This window comes from Streptococcus huangxiaojuni (assembly GCF_040930515.1).
GTDB classification, from domain to species: Bacteria; Bacillota; Bacilli; order Lactobacillales; family Streptococcaceae; genus Streptococcus; species Streptococcus huangxiaojuni.
Window position 1 is genome coordinate 20137 of sequence record NZ_JBFQEG010000011.1, and the last position, 23954, is coordinate 44090.

Consider the following 23954-nt stretch of genomic DNA (forward strand, 5'->3'; position numbering starts at 1 on the left):
AGGCAAAACTAGAACAGCTTTTTTAAGAAAGCCCCAGACAATTCTCGACGGCTTCCTGCATAGCTTTAACAGCGACAACCGTTTTATGGCGGACATCTGCCTTTTCCAAACCGGCAACTGCCTGAGGAATGTCCACACCTGATAAGGTGTGCAGCTCACCTACTGCAGCGAAATCATCAGCCGCATCTTTACCTGTCACTGCTTCCACTGCGACACGCGGAAACTTATAGGGACTGGCTGTTGAGACGATAACTGCAGGTCTTTGGTCCCCTGAACGCTCCGCATAAGTCTGGTAAACGGCAGAGGCCACCGCTGTATGAGGATCCTCAATATAGCCTGCAAGATCATAGAGACGCTTAATTTCAGCAGCAGTCTCGTCTTCTGTCGCAAAGCCCGCCGCAAATAAATCAAGAATACTTTGATTGACCTTAGCCAAACTGTACTCCCCCTGTTTAGCTAAGTTATCCATCAAACCTTTTGTTGCTGCGGCATCATTGCCGAGCAGATGGAACAGCAAGCGTTCCAAATTGGAGGACACGAGGATATCCATAGAAGGGCTGGTTGTCACCCGAAAATCACGTTTTTTATCATAGGTTCCGCTCTCAAAAAAGTCGGTTAAGACCTTGTTTTCATTTGAAGCGCAGATCAGTTTGCCGATAGGCAGTCCGATTTGATAGGCATAATAAGCCGCTAAAATATTGCCAAAATTACCTGTTGGGACAGCGACATTAATGGCCTCTCCGGCTTTAATCTCTCCTGTCTTGACAAGCTGGGCATAAGCATAAACATAATAGACAATCTGCGGCACCAAGCGGCCGATATTCATTGAATTCGCCGAGGAGAACTGCATATGGTGCTCCAGAAGCTCCTGCCGTAAATTCGGGTTATTGAACATCTCTTTGACCCTAGTCTGCGCGTCATCGAAATTCCCTTCTATAGCGATAACATGAGTGTTGGATCCTTTTTGAGTCGTCATCTGCAGCTCTTGGATTTTGCTCACCCCGCCTTTAGGGTAAAAGACAATGATTTCTGTCCCCGGAACATCAGCAAAACCAGCCATGGCCGCCTTTCCCGTATCCCCTGATGTCGCTGTCAGGATAACAATTTTATTGTCCACTCCTTGTTTTTTAGCAGCTGTTGTCAGCAAATACGGCAAAATAGAAAGCGCCATATCTTTAAACGCAATAGTGGAGCCATGGAACAGCTCCAAATGATACTGTCCCTTTAGCTTAACAAGCGGAGCAATGGCGGGTGTATCAAATTTCGCATCATAGGCAGATGTGATACAGTAATCAAGTTCTTCTTCTGTAAAGTCATCCAGAAAAGCAGACAAAATCAATTTAGCCACTTCTTGATAAGATGCATGCTGCAGTTGGTCAAAGTTGAGATTGAGCTTTGGGACTGACAAAGGAGTGAAAAGGCCTCCATCAGCAGCTAAACCCTGCAGGATAGCCTTACTGGCCGTTACTCTGTTTTTTTCATCGCGTGTTGATTGATAGATTAAGGTCATGTGTCATCCTCTTTTACAATAGTCTTTTGTAAGCATTATACCATAATTTTCTGAATATTTGAGTAAGACCGGCTAGGAAATAGTAGTAGTTGGCCAATGGCTGCCAAAATACAAAGGGGCAGGCCGGACAACAAAAGCACCTTTAGATTTTTTACCTTCACCCTGCGGCAAAAAATCTAAAGGTGCTGCTTTCATCATCGCACTAACAATAAATATCATTAATATTCCCAACGTGAGTCTACTCCAGCAATGGAAATCCAAACTGTTGCTAAAACGTCATAGAACAATTCAGTCATTTTTATCCCCCTTATTTTTCTGACATCCTTTGTCACCATTATTATAGCTCTATCTTTTTTGTTTGTAAACAGCTAATCAGAAATTTTTTAAGGGCAAACGATTTCATTTTGTCTAAGGTTTAAATCCGCAGAAATCACATACTGCATTTAAAAAGCAGACGGATACCCATGATTATTTCACCATCATGGGTCTGTCCTTCATCCTTACACTGTTTTCACTCCGATTCTCCTTTTGCCGGCTGTTTGGCAGCTTTTTGGATAGCTTTCTGAATGGTTTCCACATAGAGGTTAGCTCCCTGATCATTGGCATCACTATAATGAACGCCATCCGTTCCGTTCCAGATAGCCGGATTGTCTACAGCAGTCTGATACCAGTCAGCTACCGTCAAAAAATCGTAGGTTTTACTTAGCTGCAGTTCATAATCACGCACCTCTGAGACTTGTGTGATATCTTTGGAATTATATGGAGTAACCAAAACCAGACGGTAACCGTCAGGAAGGGCATCAATAAATTGCTGAATATCTTCTTGGTAATGATCCAGCGAATTAACACCAACTGCCAGTACAACAATTCTGGATAGAGTATTGCTTGTCAGATGGTTTTGAAAAATCGTAAAGGCATCATCAAAATCACGGCTGACCGAAGCATCCAGCTGAGCTTCCGGCAAAAGCGAAGTAAAAGCATCACTTGAACGCAGAGCAACCGAATCGCCTATAACCATCACATCACTGAGAGCCGTTGCATCTCCTGCTGCCAGTGTATGGGTCCGCTCAAGATTTGTTTGAGCCTGTTTTAAGGAGTTAACCGTTAATTCTCTTTCAAAAGCTCCAACATTAGGGGCTGTGATTACCGTTACAAGGGTCACCAAAGTTAAAAATCCGGCAGAACCATACAGCCATTTTTTATAAGGTGTCAGATCAAAGTCAATGCCCAGAAGCCTGACGGATTTCCCTGCAATAAAAGGCTCGATGATATAGTAAGATAAAACTGAAAAAACAAGAGAGAAAAAAACTGTCAAAAGAACAGCTAAACTATTAGTCAGAAGCTGACTGAAAATAATGTAAAAAGGCCAGTGAAAAAGGTACATGCCATAACTGATATCCGCCAAAAAAGTAATAATCAGCGGTTCTTTGAGATCAGGTGTTTTATCATGAAGCACCCGCGCCGAATAAATCATCAGCACAGTAAAAAAGCTGGCCAGAAAAAAACCAAAAAGATAGGTTATAAGACTGTTAAAATCAAGCAGCAGACTCAGCAGCAGAAGAAGAGAGAAGCTGCCGGCCATTACAGAGAGAGCGCGTCGGGCTGACCACAGGCGGGAATTGCGCTTAAACCGCGCAGTCGTTTCCGACACTCCTGATACCGTAGCAGCCATCGCCCCTAAGAAAAAAGGGAAAGTGTGGGAAAGCGTTGAAAAATAAACACTGGAAACATTGTCTACAAAAAAAGCCCGAACAAACATACTGCCAAAACTAAGCGCAAAGAGAGCAGCTGACAGAACAAAGATAAAGCTTCTCAGTTTATTTTTATCATAGCCTTGTCTGGCCAGCCACCAAACCAGAATCCCCCAAATAATATAAAAATGAACCTCAATGGCTAAACTCCAAGTATGCACAAAAAGATGGGGAATAAATTGTGTTTCATAATTCCCGCCTGTGATAATTTCATAAAAATTGGTCGTAAAACCAACGGCTCCTGCAATCTGCCGGCCGATACCTGCAATAAAATCCGAACGCACCAAATAAACAAACGGTATCGTGCATAGTATCATCAGTACCAAAGGAGGGACAATACGGTAAAAGCGCCTTCTAAAAAAACCGATTAAGTCAATATGCTTATTTTTAGCATACTCATCTATCAGTAAAGCAGTAATCAGATAGCCTGAGAAAGTAAAGAAGATATCAACGCCGATAAAACCGCCGGAAAAAGTATTTTTAAAGAAATGATACAATAAAACCAGCAGCAAGCCGGAAATACGTATTAAAGAAAACCATTTTATTCTCATTTTTGATAAATCCCCTGTATAAAGGTTCCTGTATAAACTTCGCCATTTTTAGCCTTTAAGATTCCTTTACCGTCTGCCTGGCCGTTTTTAAAACTGCCGCTGTAAGACCAGCCATTGCTTGACGTAAAGGTCCCCTGCCCGTTAAAAACGCCGTTGGTAAAGTGGCCTTCATAAACATCACCGTTCTCATAGGTCAGCTTTCCCTGACCATTCATCCGATTATTGACAACATAGCCCGTGTAGTTTATTTTGTTATCATCGTAAGTTAAAACAGCTTTCCTTTTAAAAGACAGAGGAAATACTGATAAGCCGCACACTAAGATAAGAAGCAGGCATAAAATCTCTATTTTCTTTCGTGTCAGCCCTAATTTTTTAATCATTATAAGCCCTCTTCTTTCCCTATCGGCTGCCTTTTTCGGAAATAAATGACAGCCAGTGCCGGCAGCCGCGCATAACTAAATCATAAGTGGCAGCGAAATCTCCTGTATACCAAGGGTCAGGAACACCATTTTCAGTAAACAAATAAATTTTGTCTGTGAATTCCCCTTTAGACAGACGCTTTAGATCGCGGACATTATCCTTGTCCATTCCGATAATATAATCAAAAGCAGCAAAGTCCTGCATACTGATACGCTGAGAAACCTTCGTTTTATCAAACATTATATGGTGCTGCGTCAGAACTTTCTGTGTTCCGGGATGAATGGGATTTCCGTGTTCCCAGCTTGAGGTTGCCCGGCTTTCTATATGTATTGGCTGCCCTTTGCTGAGGTTTTTCATAACAAACTCAGCCATAGGACTGCGGCAAATATTCCCTAGACAGACAAAACAAATTTTTGGCATAATTGCGGTTCCCTTTATGACATTATTGTTCTCCTTTAATCTTACCCTATTTTTAACGGATTTTCCACTTAAAATAGGGCTTTACCTCAAAAAACCAGCCAAGCTTTCTGCGCCTATCGGCAGCAAAAAACTCAGCTGGCTGTACATAAATCACTGATACTTTTGAATGGCCTTAGTTGGAAGCAGCCAACAACCCCTTCAAGGATGTCAGGCACATGGACCAGTCAATTCAGCTTTCATAATTTAGTTCCTACCTCTTTCTTTGCTTGTTTTAAAATATTTACAGCGGATATAAAATCAGAAACTAAGACATTGCAATCTTTACCATCTCTACTAACCGCATTGGAACTGGCATAGAGCACGACATTAAGTAAATCGCCTCCAGAGAACCCTTCAGTTTGTTCAATTATAGTTTCTTTATCCTGTTCTGTAATAAGTATTGGCAATGCATCCGGAATTAACTGTTCAAATAATCTATATCGTAGTTCTTTATTTGGTAATTCTAATTTTATGTGCCCAATGATTCTTCTAACAAAGGCCGGATCATAGTTCTGCCCAAAATTAGTAGTGAATATTACAATTCCAGAAAAAACATCTAATTCCAGCAATAATACTGATTTCGTCACATTTACTGCATGATCCGTGCTTTGATTTACCGATGATAAACGTTTGCTTAACAATGAATCAGCCTCATCAAATATCAAGATTGAATCTGTTTTAGCTGCTTCTGAAAATAAAATTTTGATATTTTTTGGAGTTTCGCCAACAAACTTTGACTCTATTTCGGCATAATTAGCCCTTATAACTGTTTTTCCTAATTCATTTGCAATCGCTTCAGCAGTAATACTTTTTCCTGTACCTGGAGGTCCATATAAATTAATAGCAGTTCGCCCACCTGACGGATCTATCTCTTTTAATCCAAACGTATTGTACAGTATATCATAATGCTTTACTTTGGTTATTAAGCTATTAATCTGTTCTCTAGTAGAATCCGATAAAATCAAATTATCTAATTTTCGCTTTGGTTCAATTAATTCAAAAAGAGAATCCGTGTTGCTTCTGTTTATATCAACCCTATCAGGAGACACATATCTTTGTTTTTTTACTGTTTTGCTCACTTTTCTACTCCTGTTTTAGATAAATTACAACTCGTTTTTGTGTTCAAGAGTCTCATACTGTTCTTGTAACCAAATATCTTCTAATTCGTCTACATAGTAATCTATTGCTGATTTTAAAAAATCTGGCAGATTAGGATCTATTGTCTCAAATTTACTCTTAAATCTTTGATCATCTGCGTAGATATAACCCAATCCTCTTAAAACTTCCAGTGAAGGTTCATAAAAATGCTGGATAAATTTATGCCACCTTACTAAAAGTTCCTTTATTTCTGGACTTTCTATCCCTTTTTCTTGTAAAGACGCTATTTCTAAAAAAATATTTTCGCATTCTTCAAGTATTTCATTTTGTTTTGAATCACTATACGAATGCCAATTTTCAGTAGATTCCTTAACTAAGCTAGAATCCCAATCATTGGATAGTTCTCTGAGCATTCTTTTTTCTTTAATTTTTAAACTTTTCTTGGCCTTTTTGTCTTTTTTCTTCATATTCCCTCCAGTCTTTTGTGTCAAAATAGACAATTACACATTTTATGTTTTCCGTTCAAAAAAACAGATACTATATCATAATATCTGTCTTCACTTCATCAGGTATGAAGCTAGTATTTACTATCTCTAAAGATTTCCACCCTACAGCACATGCGCTGTATGAAATCTAGAAACAGGACACTTAACAGTAACTTCTTTTGGGAAATATAAAATCAACAATGGAATCTCAATTCACAATCACTGTTTTTAAAATACAGAATTTCAGACTTACTCATCATAATCTCTGTTTGTCTAGATTTCAATGATTTTTAATGACTGTCAATATAGTCGCGGATATCCTCAACTCGCTCATCGTAGTCTGCTATGGTAGGATAATCGTTCTCCGTTAAGTAATCATTGAGCTCACTTAAGCTGGAACCTGCCTTAATTTCACCGCTTGCAGTTGTAACAACATAAGTTTCATCAGCCTTTGCAGCGATATTTGAACCATCGGATAAGACAATAGCATAACTGCCATCAGCTGCTTTAGATACTGTTGTTCCGTTTGCATCAAGGATAGTATAAGTCCCATCTGTATTTGATGTGATATCCGTTCCATCATTCAGAGTAACGCTAAAATTACCATCACTGCCGACTAAGATTGTGCTGCCATCACTGTAGGTGATTCCTTTGCCGCTGTCAGAAACAGACTTACTGCTTGATGCGGTTTTATCAGAGCCTGTACTCTTAGTTATGCTGGAACTGGAAGAAGCAGAGCTCGAACTGTCAGTCTGATTGTTGTTGCTGCAGGCTGTAAGTGCCAAAATGCTGGCAGTCAGTAAAGTAAAGCTAATGGTTTTTCTCATAAATAAGTCCTCCTATCCTACTTATTGTAACAAAAACGATAGGAAAAATCTTTTACCAAATAATGAAACCAAGATGTCATCTAACTGGCATCTTGGTTTCATATTATTATAAAAAGATTAATTCTCTGTAGGATATGTGTAGCCAAGATGCTCATAAGCTTTGGCAGTGGCTACCCGGCCGGTTTTTGTCCGCATCATAAAGCCCTTTTGAATCAAATAAGGCTCATACATGTCCTCGACTGTATCTCGTTCTTCAGCAATATTAACCGACAAAGTCCCCAGACCGACAGGTCCTCCTTGATAGAGCTCAATCATGGTTTTTAAGATTTTCTGATCCACATAATCCAGACCTTCATGATCGACATCAAGCATGGTTAGAGCTTTATCTGTCACTTCCTTATTAATCTGACCGTCTCCCATAATTTGAGCATAGTCTCTGACCCGTTTCAGCAAACGATTGGCGATCCGCGGTGTCCCGCGGCTGCGTCTGGCTAATTCTACAGCGGCATCATGTTCAATAGCCATTGTAAAAATAGCAGCTGTCCTCTCCACAATATCGGTCAGTGCTTCGACACTGTAATATTCCATGTGGCCTGTAATACCAAAGCGGGCACGCAAGGGATTGGACAGCATACCAGCACGTGTGGTAGCTCCGATAAGCGTAAATGGCGGCAGATCAAGGTGAACACTGTGGCTGGTATCACCGGCCCCAATCATGATATCAATATAAAAATCCTCCATAGCACTATAGAGAACTTCCTCAACAGCCATAGGCAGCCGGTGAATCTCATCAATAAATAGAACATCTCCTGGTTCTAAATCATTGAGGAGAGCGACCAGATCGCCGGCTTTTTCAATCGCAGGACCTGCTGTCTGCTTGAGATTTACCCCAAGTTCATTAGCAATAACAAAAGCCATAGTCGTCTTCCCCAGACCGGGAGGGCCAAACAGCAGGACATGATCCAGCGCCTCATCCCGCATTTTAGCTGCCTCAATAAAAATTTTCAACTGTTCTTTTGCCTTGTCTTGGCCAATATATTCCTTTAAGTAGCGCGGGCGAAGTGTCGGCTCAAGCGCTTCTTCATCTTCCATTAAATGATTATCTAAAATTCTTGCCATGAGACCAGTATAACAGAAAAAAGACAGAAAAACTATTGTCTTATCGATAAACGGTTCAGATACTGCAGTTCCTCTGTCGCCTCACTGCTGCACAAACCGCCTGTCTCTGCACTTAGTCTCATCAGCCAGCTTTTGTAAATCGTCTGCTTTCTTTGATGCCTGAAAACCTGATAACAAAAACACCCCAAGTTAAGGGGTGTTTTTGAGACAAGTAAGAAATGACATCATGTGATTTCTTATTTTTGGGGGACTTTTTCGGCTTAGCGAAACCACCAAATAGACCCTAAAAAGGCTTGTAACATTTGTATTCCTCCTTTCCGATAGACTTAGCCCATTATACCTATTTTAAAGCAAGAAGAACATGACATTTTTGTCATGTTCTTAACTGTAAGGTGTCCTTATGCCATTCTTTTTCTAAATTTTCTTTTAGCACAGCATCATCAATCATAGTGGAAAACTGCACTGCCTGCTGGTATTTCTGTTGAGCCCGGCTGAAATTTTGTTTAACATACAGGTAATATTTCCACTCGAGCATATCAACCAGCGGCTTCTTTTGATAATCCTGGGTTTTATTGATGATGGTGTTCAGTTCCTGAACAATGGCCGGCAAATGCCGGTAGGAATGTGTTAATAAAAGCATACCGCCGCACTGCAGCAAGACATCCCTCAGTAAAAAGAGATAGCTCGGTACAATGTAATGCGTCTGAAGAATTAAGCGGCCGGCCAGCATATCCAAAGTCTCCGAAGAAATATCATCAGTATAAATGTGCTCAGAGGAAATTTGGTAAAAATAGAGGCCGATAATCAGCAAATCATTGATGCTGTAAATCTTCCTTGCTTTGACTTGTTCAAAATAATCCTGCAGTAAAACACTGCCAAATTCGATATTATCTGTAATCTGAACATCTAAAGAAGACTGAAGAATATCGATTGCCAGCTGCTCTTCCTCAGGCAGATTATCATAATACTGCTCATATACTTCATCAAAATAGGTCTCAACCAATTCCACACGATTGGTGTCAGCATATATGGGCGTTCTCATGATAAGATATTTCAATTCCTCATACCGAGCAGGCAGATCCAAACCTTCCCCGTCTGTCAGTTCACCGACAGTCACTCCCAAACGCTTGGCAATGTACCTTATTTTATTGAGAGTTGGGGCTGATTCACCCGATTCAATCCGCGCCAGCTGCCTGACTGACAGTTCTGTTTCATCGCCGCAGAGTTCTTCCCGTGTCAATTTTTTGATAAGCCTTAGGTATTTAATTGTTCTGCCAAACTTTTTCACTGCTCCTCCTAAAAACTCCCTGTTTTTTCTTTTTTTATTAGCCTATTTTAGCACGACTGGTTTATTTAGCAAACCATTTTGATTAAAAAAGAAAATCTTGCTTTCCCAGACAATACCCTCTGCGAATTAGGAATTTACGCTGAGCTCCGCTCGCTCAGTTTTAAGCACACAGACGGGCCCTCTTGTTGGTTGTTTATAAATGTGAATTTTGTCTTCGTAACTCAATTTCATAAAAAACACCCCAATCGTTAGATTTTATATCTAACTTTTGGGGCTGCTCATATCGTAAAAGGTTCTCTATTCACACTAATTTTTATCACTAAAGATTATAAGATTGCATTCTAATTTAACAATAATATGCTGATACTCCTTGGTCTAACAATTTGACAACTGATTCACCCGCAATCCGGCCGGAATTCCATGCAAAAGCACAGCTAATTCCTTCTAGGGTCGGATAGGAGTTGTCATACATGCCAGTCGCATTATTACCCGCGACAAAAGCTCCCATAAGCGGTTTTTGATTAGGGAATAACACCTGAAAATCTTCATTGGCAGGAATCCCGCCGATAGTCCCTAGTGAAGTAGAGATGGGGCGAACCGCATAGAAGGGGCCTTCTGTGATAGGAAATTTAAGAAACTTTTTGGATTTCCCGAATTCAGCATCCGACTTCTGTTGGATAGCTGCATTGTAGGTCTCAACTGTTTCTTTCAAAGATTGGAATGAACAGCCAATTTGTTCTGCTAATTCTTGTAAACTTGAAGCCTTAAAGGCAGCACCATTTTCAGCAGCTTCTTCCAAATCACTGTCTAAGGTTGGAAATGGTCCAACCTGATGGGTCATAGGCTGATGCGCCAATGTCACAAAAGTCCTTTCAAAGGAATGGGTCCAATCTAAAACATTTGTCTTCAGAAAGTCAACCTGTGCTTGATCCATAAGGAAGTAATAACGGCCGCCAACTGTATAAACAGCATTCCCCCATAGAGCAAAATCATAGACGATTTCCTCATTAGCAAAACGTTTGCCCTGCGCATCAACCCATAGAAAAGGTAAATTCGTCAAAGTAAATACAGCCATATTTCGCCATTTAGGATTCGTTTTTGACACAACTGTAGCAGCATGGTTTTCAAAGTAGCGGTGTTTACGCGTTTCAACTCCCAACTTTTCTAACATTGTAAAGCTGTCCCCTGTCGCTTTGCGCTCTCCCATGCTATAGAGGAATTCTGGGGCGATGGTCAAAGCCTCAGAAACCATTTCTTCATTCCCGACAAAACCACCGTCTGCTAAAACAACGGCCTGACAGCTGATTTCAATTGTTTCGTTATTGACCTTAAGCGCTTTTATTCCTTTGATTTGACTCTCCTGATAGATCAAATCTTGGCCAGCAGTCTCGGTTAAAAGAATGCCGCCTTTTGCCTCAAAATAGTCCTTCATTCTGTCAAAAGCAGCAAATTTATCAATGTATTGGTGATAAACCATTGCATGGTCTTGATGGACTTCTTGAGTATTATTGACCAATTCAGTTTCCATGCCGTGTTCCTGCAGCCATGTGATTGTTTCAGCAGATTTCCCTAAAATCGCGCGTGTCATACGAGCATTTGACCGATGATGAGTGTATTCTAACATTTCATCTATGGCATCCTGAAGTGTATAATCACGCGTTTTATCATCTTCTGAAACCTGTTGAAGCTTGCTGCCAACAGCAAATAAGCCTTCTGCTCCAAACATACCGGCACCACCATACCGATTCCCCTTTTCAAGCATAATAACGTTTTTACCTGCATCAACAAGGCTAAGAGCTGCTCCAAAACCAGCTGCTCCCGCACCAACAACAACGACTTCTGTTTGATACTCCATATGCAACCAACTTTCTTTTTTATGACATCCTTAAAAGTTTGTAAAAATTGCCATTTTATTTTTGAAAATGTATGAAAAAGCTCATTTATCAATTGAATTATGAATCTTGACTGACGGATATGTTCGGTAAACGTTTCAGAATAATTTTAGTGTATACAAAAGTGAATATTTTTTCTATAAGCCAAGACGTGCAAAAATATCATCGACACGTTTGGCGTAATAAGCTGGGTTAAAGAGCTCATCAATTTCTTCTTGTGTCAGCCGGGAAGTAATCTGTTCATCTGCTTCAAGCAATGGTTTAAAGTCCACCTGATTATCCCAAGAATAGGCGGTTTTAGGCTGAACCAAATCGTAAGCCTCCTCACGCGTCATCCCTTTTTCAATGAGTTTGAGCATAACACGCTGGCTGTAAATCAAACCAAAAGTTGAGTTCATGTTGCGAATCATATTTTCCGGGAAGACCGTTAAATTTTTGACGATATTGCCAAAACGATTGAGCATGTAATCAATCAAAATAGTGGTATCCGCTGCAATAATGCGTTCAGCCGACGAATGGGAGATGTCACGCTCATGCCACAGTGCAACATTTTCATAAGCGGTCACCATATGCCCGCGGATCACGCGTGCAAGACCGGTCATATTTTCAGAACCGATAGGATTGCGCTTGTGAGGCATAGCCGAACTTCCTTTCTGGCCTTTTGCAAAGAATTCTTCCACTTCGCGCTGCTCAGATTTCTGCAGGCCGCGAATTTCTGTCGCCATGCGTTCAATCGATGTCGCAATGCTTGCCAGCACAGCAAAATACTCGGCATGCAGGTCACGCGGCAGCACCTGTGTCGAAATTTCCTGTGGACGGATGCCAAGTTTTTCACAGACATAAGCTTCAACAAAAGGAGGAATATTGGCAAAGTTACCGACAGCACCCGAAATTTTACCAGCTTCTACACCAGCGGCAGCATGCTCAAAACGCTCTATATTGCGCTTCATTTCACTGTACCAAGTCGCTAGCTTAAGCCCAAAGGTTGTTGGCTCCGCATGGACACCATGCGTGCGCCCCATCATGATGGTATACTTGTGTTCACGCGCCTTATCGGCCACAATCTTAATAAAGTTCCCTAAGTCGCGGCGGATAATGGCATTTGCCTGTTTGTAGAGGTAACCATAGGCTGTATCAACCACATCGGTTGAGGTCAGGCCATAGTGAACCCATTTGCGCTCTTCGCCAAGCGTTTCAGAAACAGCACGGGTAAAGGCGACCACATCGTGACGAGTTTCTTGTTCGATTTCTAGAATGCGGGCAATATCAAAGTCCGCTTTCTCGCGGATTTCAGCCACATCTTTCTTGGGAATCTCACCTAGCTCAGCCCAGGCCTCATCAGCAAGGATTTCAACCTCCAGCCAAGCGCGGTACTTATTTTCTTCTGACCAAATGTTCGCCATCTCAGGGCGGGAATAACGTTCTAGCATGTTTATGATACAGAGGGCCTTAAGAAAGCGAGAGAAAAATAGGAGACTGACACCGTGTGCTTGCACACAAGGAAGTCTATCTTTTTTTCGACGCTTTTAGCCCGAGTTCAAGTACTCGGAACCCTCATTTCCTTTCTAAATTTGTGGAACAGATGAGTCCGTATTCAGTTTGGTGAATACAGGGAGCCCAGTCCTTTCCTTTTTGATTTAATTTGCAAATTTTTATAGAATCGGGTGCTTGTACCCTAGCGGTTGTATCTAAATTCCGAGCTTTCCGCTCAGGTTCAGTTCAGCAAATATGATACCCGTTTTCCTTTCTCAATTTGGGGATAAGAGCAGCCTGTATCCTTATCGAGGGTAGCTTTGCTCCTATATTGTTTCTTTTATTAAACCGATTACTAGCTAATCATTCCAACTCCTCTCTCCCAATAGCCACTGACGGATAATGAGGAAGTTTATTCAAATCCGTATCCAGTGGAAGGTCATAAACAGGAAGATAATCGTTTGGAAACTGCGCTTTTAATTCTGTTATTTTTTGCTTAACAGCATTCATCAGTTGAAGCAAAAACAATTTCAAACACACCGGTCCGACTATTTTCAACAAAAGCATGGAGGATAATTCGAATCATAATCATAATTCCCTTTCGTCTAAATTTAAAAATACTGGTCTATCTTTTTAATATTTTCAGTAAACAGAGGCATCGAAACTCCAGCTTGTTTTCCAGCATTGTAAACTTTTTGACAGCCGTAAAAGATATCGTCTTTATCATTATGCAGGGTCATAATCCGTCTGGTTAACGGATTGGCAGCAAACATTGATTTCATGATTTTACCAGCCAGCCATGCAGGCATCTTATAAGGGAGCAGCTCTCCTTTATACCGTCTCAGATCAACGCCATAGGCCGATACAACTCGGCTTGTTTCGCGAATCACCTTAACCGCGCGTGCCAGTTGCTGTGAATCATTCATTAAATCAGCCGCCAGCTGCTGTGGATCAGCCATATTGCCTAAACCAGCAGCTGTTGAAGTGACCCCTGCATTGATGGCCATGTGAACCCAGATCCATTCTACCATGTCATAAGGAATCTCCAGCTTAATATCAGCTGACTGCATCAGAAGATCTAAATCTTGATAGTTAGTAATAGCTGTCTTTGTCTTGTGCTCGAGCATAATATGATCAAACAGGACTGCATTAAGATGGTTCCCTTCAAGATGACCGCCGGCAGTAGGGAAGCCAATAACATAGGCATAATCTCCGGCAAGTTCAGCAATCTCATCACTTGTTTTCCAAAAATTGCAAAAGAAAACCAAACTTCCTCTTATCTTATTTTGCCTAAGTGTCTCAAGAGCCTCACTAATATTACCATGCCTGACACTTAGAAAAATAAAATCATAAACAGTATCAGGTTCAGCTAGGCAAATATCATAAGCGGCAGTTTTTTCTTCCCCTTTTTTGGAATAACGGCCGTCTAATAAACTGACAGTTAACTGTTTAGGAACAGTCTTGCCGGTTCTCACAAGGTGCTCCACATGGTGTCCAGCCTGCTGGAAAACATAGCCGTAAGTTGTCCCTATTACACCTAAGCCTAAAATGCAAATTTTCATATCAAAAGTTACTTCTTCTCCCTCAAAAAATTTATCAAGAATCAGTCACCAAAAATTGTTTTGAATACCGTCCTTTTGTTTCAAACACCTCAGTCTCACTCGCTTTTCCCTTAAACATTACTTGGTTTATACGTCATCAAATGCCAACTCTGCTGCCTTCTGAGCATGGATAGCTGTTGTATCAAAAAGGGGCATGTCGGTATCTTCCTGTTTGACAAGAAGGCCAATTTCTGTGCAGCCTAGAATGACAGCCTCAGCACCAGCGTTTTTCAAATCATCTATAACTGCAAGGTAGATTTGCTTTGATCCTTCTAAGATATGGCCTAGGCAAAGTTCGTTATAGATAATCCGATTAACTTCCTCAACGCCAGACTGGTCTGGAATGACTACCTTCAGCCCAGCTTCGAGCAGTTTTTCCTTGTAAAAATCTTGAGTCATGGTGTATTTGGTACCCAAAAGGCCGACTTTTTGAATGCCTTTTTCAAGTAAAGTCTCAGCAGTCGCCTGCGCAATATGCAAAATCGGAATAGAAATTTTTTCCTCAATCTGCGGAATCACCTTGTGCATGGTATTGGTACAGATGACAATAAAGTCCGCACCAGCCTGCTCCAACTTCTGAGCAATTTCAGACAAGACCTGAGCGCTCTTGTCCCAGTCACCACTAGCTTGATAATGCTCAATCTCGGCAAAATCCACGCTATAAAGCAAAATTTTTGCTGAATGGAGGCCACCGAGTTCTTCCTTGATGGTTTCGTTGATAAGTTGGTAGTACGAAACAGTACTTTCCCAGCTCATACCACCGATAAGACCGATAGTTTTCATAGTGTTCACCTAAAAATCAATTTTATAACTAATTGCCTTCCTTAAACGCTTATTACCTACTAGCAACTGATGAATAGACTTACTTAAATCCATATCCAGCCTCGTTTGCTAAAGCAAGGCTTCCTTAACTACGCCTGTTTGACTATTTTCAATAAGATATGAATGATTACACTATCATTAAAAATCTAATCCTTTACCCATTTCCTCAACCTCATCAGAATCATCACAAAGCACGGTCACATGTCCCATCTTGCGGTTATGCTTTGCCTCTAGTTTACCATAAAGGTGGAGGTGGGCGCTAGGATTAGCAGTAATATAGGCCTGAGCTTTATCCAGGTGCTGACCAAGGATATTGAGCATGACAGCCGGTGCATGTAACTTGACAGCCGGCAATGGTTTACCTAGGATACCTAAGATATGGGTGTCAAACTGTGAAAAATCGCAGGCTTCAATGGAGTAGTGGCCTGAGTTATGGGGACGCGGTGCGATTTCGTTAACGATGAGGCCGTCATCTGTTACAAACATTTCCACACAAAGGGTACCGGATAATTGAAGTTTGTGAGCAATTCTCTTCGCCATGGTTTGAGCTTTTTCAGCTAATTCTGGCGAAATGCGGGCAGGCACAACGGTTTTGGACAGAATATTGTTGCGGTGGATATTTTCCTGAACTGGAAAGACTGTCACATCTTGCCCATTCCCGGATACAATAACCGAGATTTCCAAATCAAAATTGACAAATTCTTCCAGCACACAATCAGCTGAGTCAGCCAGCAGACTTGCTTCTTGAAGGTCAGCCTGACCACCAAGAATCTTTTGTCCGTGCCCGTCATAGCCTCCTGTCGCTGTTTTAAGGACATATTTTTTTGACCAGTCCAGATTTTTTAAGTCGGAGCTAGAAGTAACAGCTCTATAAGGGGCTACAGGCACCTCCGCTTCTTTCGACAGGAAATTTTTTTCAAAAATACGGTTTTGCGACATTCTGAGCAGGGCAGTCCCCTGCGGCAGCTGTTTTTCTCTGACCACAGCATCAAGAGCGTCCGCATCTACATTCTCAAACTCATACGTGAGAATATCGCAGCGCTCTGCTAATTGGCGCAGGGCAGCAACATCGTCATAAGGCGCCGCAATCAGCTCTGCCACGCGCGACGCAGGGCAGTCCTCTGCCGGATCGAGAGCGATCACTCTGTGGCCCATGTAAATAGCTGATATAGCCATCATCTGCCCCAGCTGTCCACCGCCTATAATCCCAATTGTTTTAGTCGAGCTCATCTGTCATAGCCTCCGCTATTTCGCCTTGTTCACGGGTAAAATCGGCCAGTTTGTCTGCAATCTCACTATCTTCAACAGAGAGGATACGCAGAGCTGTAAGCGCTGCATTGGTCGCTCCTGCTTCACCGATAGCCATAGTTGCCACAGGCACACCCCCAGGCATTTGCACAATTGAATAGAGGGAATCCAAGCCAGACAGGGCCCGTGATTTGACCGGCACACCAATAACCGGAAGAGTGGTTTTTGCGGCCACCATGCCAGGTAAGTGAGCAGCTCCGCCTGCCCCGGCGATAATAATCTTAATCCCGCGGCCGCGCGCTTCTTGAGCATGCCGAAACATGAGGTCGGGTGTGCGGTGGGCCGAAACAACTTTTTTCTCATAGCTGACTCCGAACTTATCCAGCATATCTGCCGTTTTTTTCATGGTTGCCCAATCGGAACTTGACCCCATAATAATCGAAATAATTGGTTTCATCATTTTCCTTTCATTTGGTTCATATCTTCAGCATCAAGGACCTTATATCCAAGGTCTTTGAGCTTTTGTGCAAAGAGCCCGCTCCCTGCTGTTTTCCTTCCGGAAAAGCTGCCATCATAAATCTGCTTGACTCCGCAAGACGGACTTCTTGACTGTAGGATAGCCAAATCAATCGTTTTTCCTTCCAGACAAGCAAGAGTATGAGCAATCCCAGTCTGAAAAGGCTTATCATAGACTTTACCCTCAGCATCACGGACGTGACCGCCGGAAAGTTCCACAGGTTTTCTGGGAACAGGCAGACCGCCTGCGACTTCCGGACAAACCGCAATAACTTCCTTATCAGACACAAAATCGATGACTTGCTGATTGTAATTATTGCCGCCATTATACTTACAGTTTTCACCCAGCAGACAGGCGCTGACCAGGACACAGGTTCTATCTCCCAAGAGCCTTACCTCCGATGTCTGTTCTGTAAAAGAGACCGGCTGTCTCTTGTTTAGCCAGCTGGCTGTAAATGCTATCCTGCGCAGCCTGAACAGTATCTGCCGTAGCAACCAGCATATAGACCCGGCCTCCGTTAGACAGCAGCCGGCTGCTGTTTTCTGCCAGCTTAGCCCCCGCATAATAGGTAATGATATCGCCATCCGTTTTGGCAGGTAGCTCCACGCCTTTCTTATAATTAAGCGGATAGCCCTCAGAGGCAACCACTACACCTAGCGTTACTCCTGTGTCTGCCCAAGTAATGTCAGGCGTTTTTCCCTCTAAAATATCCGTGATATTTTGCGCAAAATCAGAAGTCAGACGAGGTAAAATCACTTGTGTTTCCGGGTCACCAAAGCGCGAATTGAACTCGATAACTTTGGGGCCGTCAGCTGTCAGGATAAGGCCGGCATAAAGCACTCCCAAATAAGGACGTCCTTCCGCCAGCATACCGCCCAGTACCGGCTTAATAATCGTTTCTACTGCAGTGTCCACTGCACTTTGCGGCAGATGGGGTACTGGGGCATAAGCTCCCATACCGCCTGTATTTGGCCCCTTATCACCGTCGAAAGCTCTCTTATGATCCTGAGCCGGCGGCATAATATCAAACTGATTCCCATTGACAAAGGCAAAAAGCGAAAACTCTTCACCTTCCAAAAATTCCTCAACCACCACACGCGCACCTGAATCACCAAACTTATTGTCCAGCAACATTTCCCGCGCTGCATTAAGAGCCTGATCAACGGTTTCAGCTACGACTACTCCCTTGCCCAGCGCCAGACCGTCAGCCTTGACCACAATTGGCGCACCCTGTTTTTCAATATAAGCTTTCGCTTCTTCAAAATCAGAAAAAGTTCCGTAAGCCGCCGTTGGAACGCCGTATTTACCCATGATTTTCTTAGCAAAATCTTTAGACCATTCCAATTCTGCCGCCAACTGGGTGGGCCCAAAAGCTTTAAGACCAGCCTGATTAAAATCATCCACGATCCCAGCTGCCAAAGCATCATCAGGACCGATAAAGGTCCAAGCAATGTTATTTGCCTGTGCAAAGGCAATCAGGGCAGAATGTTCGGAAATTCCGATGTCGACTAAATCTAATCCGTCCAGCGTCATCCCATCATTCCCAGGTGCCACAAAGACCTGCTCTACCTGCGGAGACTCCAGTAACTTCTTGGCAATCGCGTGCTCGCGGCCGCCAGATCCAACAACCAACAGTTTCATAGTTAAGATACCTCACATGAAAATTCTGAAAACCATTATCCAAAAACTAAAACCCTTTCGCAAAACAAGCACATTTCACGAATTATATAGGATTATTATAACATATTTGTTCGGCAAAATTTCGTTCATATTGATATTTAATCTTTGTTAAAGTATAATAGCTGCATTATATCATTAGATAAAGGAGTTATTTTATGGAGTTGCCAAGAAAAAAATTATTCAATAATATTTCTGAAAAAGTCACTGAAAAAAAGAATTTATTCCCTAGTGTTCCCATCTTATTAGTAACTGATGTATTATTAATAATCGGATATTGCATATTATACTACGTAAAGGCTGATTTGAAATTCATTTACTTATTGACCACATGTATAGCACTAATTAAAGTTATAATCGCATTTCATTTTTGCCAAGAATTAAGTTATTCAAAACTGTCTAAGGTTGGGTATTCCTTATTTTTCTTTTTATTTTTTTGGTCTTTAAGTTTTATCTCTTTAAGGCAGCTTACCGGCCATTTTTCTAAAATTATTGATTTATCTCACCTGCCAAATTATTTATTGATTTTTTTATTTAATTTATTAGCAATCTTTTTTACTAAATGGCTCGTCAGCAATAAACCTTGGATACATGTTCTAACAGACTTTTTCTCTCTGCTAATCTTAATCCCTGTATTTTATTATGATAACCTCCCACAAATACTTATTACACCTTTTTTCCTAGTTGTATTATTATTAAGATACCTTATTATTATAAAATTTTTATCAAAAAAATGGTCCTTCCTCTTTAAACAAAGATGTATGATTGTAGGAGAATTATTGTCTTTTTATTTTTTTCTGACAATCATAGTCGCAGTAAGCAAACAAGATGAGTTAAGAATAGCTGTTATAGCTACGATCCTATTATATATTTTAACGCTATATGCTCGAATATTACTTTTTATCAGCTATTCATTTAAAATGGAAGAAGCAAAAAAATTATTTGTATTCTTTACAATTTATATTTGTACCATATCTTTATTGGCTTTTCTTTTATATATATTACCGGGTGAAAAAGGGACAAATATTATTACTTTTTTATTGCCAGCTATTATTCCAATTCTTTTTCGAAATCTAGCCAATGAACATAATAATACAAAAAAGAAAATTGTTTCTTTAAATAAATTTCAAATAACTAAAAATTTTTTTAATGTTTTATTTTTTTATACTACAATCGCAATTAATATATTAGCCAGTTTAGCTAGCACAGCAAAAATCCCTTTTCTTCTTCTAAGTAGTTTGAAAAGCTTTTTTGATTATATGATTTTAGTTATGGATAGTACTGTGATTGGTGCTCTTCTAACAATAATTTCACTGCTATTATTCCAGGCAGTTTTTGAACAACCTAAAAATGGTTTTATTAAAATGATCCCAAATAAAAATAATAGAAAGTTCCCTCAAAGGGTCCATAAAAGGCACTGACAAAAACACCCAGCTTTCAATGAAGCTGGGTGTTTTTTATCATCCATTAAACGACACATGGACGTGGTCGTAGTGGTTTTCGGTGATGCTGCCGCGGTCAGGCATGTCATTCCATGTGTAGGCTGATCCGTAGATACTGTCGTACGGTGAGTAGAACTGCTGTTCCCAAATAATATAGGAAATGTTATTAGCTTCTATACTGTCAACAGCATATTGCGCTACCTGATTGCCTAAATCAGCATTCTCCCCAACTATAAAATCAACAGCCAAACCTTGTCCATGGTCATCATCAGCGCCTTCCCGGAAGAGACTGAAAGAATTGATGCCAAAAACAGACGCAACTTCTTCCTTAAAGGCTGCGGCCTGGGGCTGCAGTCCGGCATTTTCAGGATTTGCCAGAGCAGCTTCTGTGCTGGCTGCAGTTTCAACAGGCACGGATTCTGCTGCTGGTTCTTGACTGTCTTCAGCTATTTCAGCAGCTGAAGCTTCCGCAGTTTCTTCTGCTGTCGGAATTTCTTCAATCACTTCTTCAGCTGGAACTTCTGCCGTGTCTTCAGTCGCGGGGGCGTCCTCTGCAACTGGCTCTTCGGCTGGCAGCGAGACTTCCTCAGGAGCCGCCTCCTCTGTTGGAATTTCTTCGGCTGCTTCTGCTGCCGGTTCTGTTTGAACATCTGCTGTGTCAGCATCTAAATTCTGCTCTTGATTGGCAGCATCAGGTTCTGGGATTTCTGTTACAGTGTTGCCCTGCTCAGCAGAAGATTCCCTACCTATATCCTCCAGAGGGAGGGTTTGACCCTCTATTACCAGCTCATTATTAGCCAAATCTGCCTCGGCAACAACTGGCTCTGTCTCATCTGCGGCAGCCGGAATTTCAATTGTAACTTCTTTTGCTTGATTCTGCCCATCATATACCGTCGTTAAAACAGTCCCTGGGAATATGAGATTAATATCTGCAATTTGGTTGATTTTGGCTAATTCAGCCATATCCACAGACAGCGCTGCAGCAATAGTACTCAGCGTATCACCATATTGGACGGTGTAGCTGCGACTGTCTTCAGACTGTACAAGGTCTGACTTGACCTCTTCTAAAGTACGGGGAGTCCATGCCCGGCCCACTGCTGCCTCTTGAGCCTGAATAGCAAGAGGTGGAAAAGCAGATAGAAGGAGGGTTGACGTTAATAGTATTTTATGACGTTTTTTCATTACTCATTTCCTTTTCTTTTTTTCTTGTTTTTTTATCTTATCATAAATTCAGAATGGGACAAGACTATCTGGAGTAATTTAAAGAAACTGTCTTTGAGATGTAACATCGCCTCTGTTTTGTCATATATTACTAACTATTGATATTAGCTGAAGGAGGTCAGACAAGACGCTGTATAGGAAAAAATCCCAATCTGATGACAGATTGGGATGGCAGTAAAACACTGTTGTTTAAGCTAAGTCTTTGATTCTTCTTCGGGATAGACTAATCCCCATTCTCTGCGAAGTTCTGTCATAATAGCCATCACATCTTGAGTGTAGTCGAGACGCATCGTATTTTCTTCACCGGAAACAGCTCTTTCCATATCGGCTACTTCGTAGGCAAGGGCATCTGCCATCTTGCCGGCCTCAATCACCTCCTGATGGCCGTCTTCAGTGTAGGTGATAACAGCTCTTTGACCTCGCGGATAATCATAAATTTCAATATAACCTTTATCATAGGCAACAGTCCCGCGTTTAGGCTGTTTGGTATGGAGGCTTAAGCTGATAGCTGCCATTTCACCCGCTCCATTGGACAGAAGGATCCCTGCTTGTTCATCAACACCTGACGGAGCCAGTCTTACTTGCGAGGCAAGCTGATCTGGCTTTGAGCGCATAAAACAGCGTACAAAAGAGATAGCATATACTCCGATATCCAGCAAAGCTCCGCCTGCAAGGCTGCGGCTGAAAAAACGGTTGGACATATCATAGTCCTTATAGCTGCCAAAATTCATCTGGATAAACTTGAGTTCTCCTAATTTTCCAGAATCTGCAATCGCTGACAGCCTACGGTAAATCGGCATGTGAAAAATCGTCATCGCTTCTGCAAGGATAACATGATTTTTCTCAGCCAGCCTAACGGCCTCTGCCAATTCTTCACTGTTGAGTGTAATCGATTTTTCGCACAGAACGTGTTTCCCTTTGCTTAAAGCTTTTCGTAAAAACTCGATATGGGTATTGTGGGGGGTAGAAATATAGATAATATCTACCTCAGGATCATCAAAAACTTCATCAATTGTCTTATAAACTTTTTCAATCCCATATTTTTGAGCAAAAGCTAATCCCTTTTCATAAGTTCGATTAGCCACCGAATAGAGCTTTCTGCCTTGAGCTGCTAAAGCCTGTGCCAATTCATTGGCAATCACGCCAGTCCCTAAAGTTGCCCAATTGTATTGTGTTGACTGATCCACGGTGCTCGCCTCCTTTATTTAGACAGCAAAAATGATATCTTTCACACAGCAAGCAAGTTATAACCTGCTATAAAGGATTATAGCAATTCTTTTAGGAATTGCAATCTTTTTCAGATTTCAGGATAGTTCTTTAAAATATAATCCTCGGCTTCCTTGCTCCAGATACCTTCTGTTTTGCCCAAAATCTCAGCCAAAATCGGATCGCTTTGGTCTGCCTTTGCCAACTCCAGCCGCTCAAAATTTTTATGCGTATAAACGAGTTTCTTGCCGCCCCCGATTTCCGGCTGTGACAGCGTTGTTTCAGCCAGCGCATTTAAGCCAAGCACATGTGTCACAATATTTGCCGCAGATATATTGCCCTGCTCAACCGTTTCAACAGCTTTTCGCATATCAGCTGCACTGCCGCCTGAGGTCCCGACATAGTGAGTAAAAGCATAGTGAATATCATAGAAATTCACAGGTGATAGGAAGTCTTTAGACTGAGGTCCGGCAAAAAAGTTCAAACAGCCATCAGGATTTAAAAGATTGGAAGCCATTGTAACAAGCGCTTCAGACGGCACTAAAACAAAGATGTCGTCAAATCCCTCTCCGCCTGCAGTGTCACGCAAAACAGTCTCTTGATTATCCATATCTCTAGTATTAACAAAACTGAGTTTTGTTTGTTCTGTCGGCATATAGAGTTTTTTGGCACGTTCAAGCTTATCCTGATTTACATCCGTGACAACAAGATGACGGGGATTGACCGGTCCATGTAGGGCATAATCAAGCGCTAAAAGCCCCATTGGTCCGGTTCCGCCCAAAATAAGTAAATTTCCGCCATCTTTGATTCCCATTTTATGGCGGTAACTCCCCTCAATTAAGTGGTAATTAGCTTCGAAAGCGCTAATAACACAGGAGAGCGGCTCCAGTAAAGAACCTTCAAAAAAGCTGTCTCCCTTATAGACAATCAGACAGTCCTGCTCCATAACATCATTGTCAATAATAATATATGTGGCATCACCCCCTGTATAAGGGTAAGAATAGCCCGGGCAGTCCGGACGGTCCGGCAGCTGCAGATTAGCCTGAACAACATATCTCTGCCCCTTTTTAAATTGCTCCTGCCATTTCTTTCCGACCTCTAAAATTTCCCCGCAAAATTCATGACCGATTATAATCGGCTTCTCATTCAGATTATTTGGCGTTTTTTTATGATCAGAGCCCTGATTGGCCAGCTTCCATGATGACATACAAATACTGTCAGTAACTACTGATGCTAAAATTTCATTATCCTTGAGGGCAGGCAGTTCAAATTCTTCTAATCGTAAATCTTTCTTTCCGTACAAACGTACTGCTTTGGTTTTCATTCTAATAGCTCACTCCTTCCCCA

22 protein-coding genes and 1 pseudogene are annotated in these 23954 nt (G+C 41.6%); 1 reads left to right on the forward strand and 22 read right to left on the reverse strand.

The features are described 5' to 3' along the window. Window positions 1-22: 22 nt before the first annotated feature. The 19 genes and pseudogenes from thrC to purD form a co-directional block, all read right to left on the reverse strand. The gene (gene thrC / locus AB3329_RS07195) at window positions 23-1510 is read right to left on the reverse strand and encodes a threonine synthase (RefSeq protein ID WP_368395137.1); all 1488 of its coding nucleotides are present in this window, start codon (window positions 1508-1510) and stop codon (window positions 23-25) included. A gap of 72 nt (window positions 1511-1582) precedes the next feature. Then, a complete protein-coding gene (locus AB3329_RS07200) occupies window positions 1583-1729 on the reverse strand; it encodes a hypothetical protein (RefSeq protein WP_368395138.1) in 147 nt (48 codons plus the stop codon). 292 nt (window positions 1730-2021) lie between these two features. After that, entirely contained in the window at window positions 2022-3812 is a 1791-nt protein-coding gene (locus AB3329_RS07205; RefSeq protein ID WP_368395139.1) for an acyltransferase family protein, read from the reverse strand. Next, the gene (locus AB3329_RS07210) at window positions 3809-4192 is read right to left on the reverse strand and encodes an MORN repeat-containing protein (protein ID WP_368395140.1); all 384 of its coding nucleotides are present in this window, start codon (window positions 4190-4192) and stop codon (window positions 3809-3811) included. Before AB3329_RS07210 ends, AB3329_RS07205 begins: the two co-directional genes overlap by 4 nt. A 19-nt stretch (window positions 4193-4211) precedes the next feature. Continuing rightward, on the reverse strand, window positions 4212-4652 hold the full coding sequence (locus AB3329_RS07215; protein ID WP_368395142.1) for a low molecular weight protein-tyrosine-phosphatase: 441 nt from the start codon (window positions 4650-4652) through the stop codon (window positions 4212-4214). A gap of 236 nt (window positions 4653-4888) precedes the next feature. Then, window positions 4889-5770 (reverse strand): ATP-binding protein, encoded by an 882-nt coding sequence (locus tag AB3329_RS07220; RefSeq protein ID WP_368395144.1) that lies wholly within the window; start codon window positions 5768-5770, stop codon window positions 4889-4891. 24 nt (window positions 5771-5794) lie between these two features. Beyond that, entirely contained in the window at window positions 5795-6256 is a 462-nt protein-coding gene (locus AB3329_RS07225) for a TipAS antibiotic-recognition domain-containing protein (protein ID WP_368395145.1), read from the reverse strand. Between the two features lie 308 nt (window positions 6257-6564). Beyond that, window positions 6565-7101 carry a hypothetical protein gene (locus AB3329_RS07230; RefSeq protein ID WP_368395146.1) on the reverse strand — a complete coding sequence of 179 codons (537 nt, stop codon included), beginning with the start codon at window positions 7099-7101 and terminating at the stop codon, window positions 6565-6567. Between the two features lie 117 nt (window positions 7102-7218). Next, complete coding sequence (gene ruvB, locus AB3329_RS07235) at window positions 7219-8220, reverse strand: Holliday junction branch migration DNA helicase RuvB (RefSeq protein ID WP_368395147.1); 1002 nt, start codon at window positions 8218-8220, stop codon at window positions 7219-7221. 373 nt (window positions 8221-8593) lie between these two features. Beyond that, window positions 8594-9508, reverse strand: coding sequence for a helix-turn-helix domain-containing protein (locus tag AB3329_RS07240; RefSeq protein ID WP_368395149.1), 915 nt, complete (start codon window positions 9506-9508; stop codon window positions 8594-8596). A 346-nt stretch (window positions 9509-9854) separates the two neighbouring features. Further along, a complete protein-coding gene (locus AB3329_RS07245) occupies window positions 9855-11363 on the reverse strand; it encodes an FAD-dependent oxidoreductase (RefSeq protein WP_368395150.1) in 1509 nt (502 codons plus the stop codon). 174 nt (window positions 11364-11537) lie between these two features. Then, a complete protein-coding gene (gene purB, locus AB3329_RS07250) occupies window positions 11538-12830 on the reverse strand; it encodes an adenylosuccinate lyase (protein ID WP_368395152.1) in 1293 nt (430 codons plus the stop codon). 406 nt (window positions 12831-13236) lie between these two features. Beyond that, window positions 13237-13459: pseudogene (locus tag AB3329_RS07255) on the reverse strand (phosphoribosylaminoimidazole carboxylase). 25 nt (window positions 13460-13484) lie between these two features. Beyond that, window positions 13485-14435: a ketopantoate reductase family protein gene (locus tag AB3329_RS07260; protein ID WP_368395154.1), complete on the reverse strand. Its 951-nt coding sequence runs from the start codon at window positions 14433-14435 to the stop codon at window positions 13485-13487. 126 nt (window positions 14436-14561) lie between these two features. After that, window positions 14562-15257, reverse strand: a complete 696-nt coding sequence (locus tag AB3329_RS07265) for an aspartate/glutamate racemase family protein (protein ID WP_368395156.1) — start codon at window positions 15255-15257, stop codon at window positions 14562-14564. Between the two features lie 177 nt (window positions 15258-15434). After that, window positions 15435-16526 carry a 5-(carboxyamino)imidazole ribonucleotide synthase gene (gene purK, locus AB3329_RS07270; protein WP_368395158.1) on the reverse strand — a complete coding sequence of 364 codons (1092 nt, stop codon included), beginning with the start codon at window positions 16524-16526 and terminating at the stop codon, window positions 15435-15437. Next, entirely contained in the window at window positions 16513-17001 is a 489-nt protein-coding gene (gene purE, locus AB3329_RS07275) for a 5-(carboxyamino)imidazole ribonucleotide mutase (RefSeq protein WP_067064761.1), read from the reverse strand. The genes purK and purE overlap by 14 nt, the downstream gene beginning before the upstream one ends. Beyond that, on the reverse strand, window positions 17001-17447 hold the full coding sequence (locus AB3329_RS07280; RefSeq protein ID WP_368395159.1) for a 2-thiouracil desulfurase family protein: 447 nt from the start codon (window positions 17445-17447) through the stop codon (window positions 17001-17003). The genes purE and AB3329_RS07280 overlap by 1 nt, the downstream gene beginning before the upstream one ends. After that, window positions 17437-18702, reverse strand: a complete 1266-nt coding sequence (gene purD, locus AB3329_RS07285; RefSeq protein ID WP_368395160.1) for a phosphoribosylamine--glycine ligase — start codon at window positions 18700-18702, stop codon at window positions 17437-17439. The genes AB3329_RS07280 and purD overlap by 11 nt, the downstream gene beginning before the upstream one ends. 194 nt (window positions 18703-18896) lie before the next feature. Here purD and AB3329_RS07290 point away from each other — a divergent pair, with 194 nt between their 5' ends. Beyond that, window positions 18897-20159 carry a hypothetical protein gene (locus AB3329_RS07290; RefSeq protein WP_368395162.1) on the forward strand — a complete coding sequence of 421 codons (1263 nt, stop codon included), beginning with the start codon at window positions 18897-18899 and terminating at the stop codon, window positions 20157-20159. 39 nt (window positions 20160-20198) lie between these two features. On the opposite strand, the gene AB3329_RS07295 is transcribed toward AB3329_RS07290, so the two are convergent. The 3 genes from AB3329_RS07295 to AB3329_RS07305 all read right to left on the reverse strand — a co-directional run bounded on the left by AB3329_RS07295 (window position 20199) and on the right by AB3329_RS07305 (window position 23931). Next, window positions 20199-21362 (reverse strand): LysM peptidoglycan-binding domain-containing protein, encoded by a 1164-nt coding sequence (locus tag AB3329_RS07295; protein WP_368395163.1) that lies wholly within the window; start codon window positions 21360-21362, stop codon window positions 20199-20201. Window positions 21363-21595: 233 nt separating this feature from the next. Next, on the reverse strand, window positions 21596-22588 hold the full coding sequence (locus AB3329_RS07300) for a Gfo/Idh/MocA family protein (RefSeq protein ID WP_368395164.1): 993 nt from the start codon (window positions 22586-22588) through the stop codon (window positions 21596-21598). 110 nt (window positions 22589-22698) lie between these two features. Further along, window positions 22699-23931: a zinc-binding dehydrogenase gene (locus AB3329_RS07305; protein WP_368395165.1), complete on the reverse strand. Its 1233-nt coding sequence runs from the start codon at window positions 23929-23931 to the stop codon at window positions 22699-22701. Window positions 23932-23954: the final 23 nt, after the last annotated feature.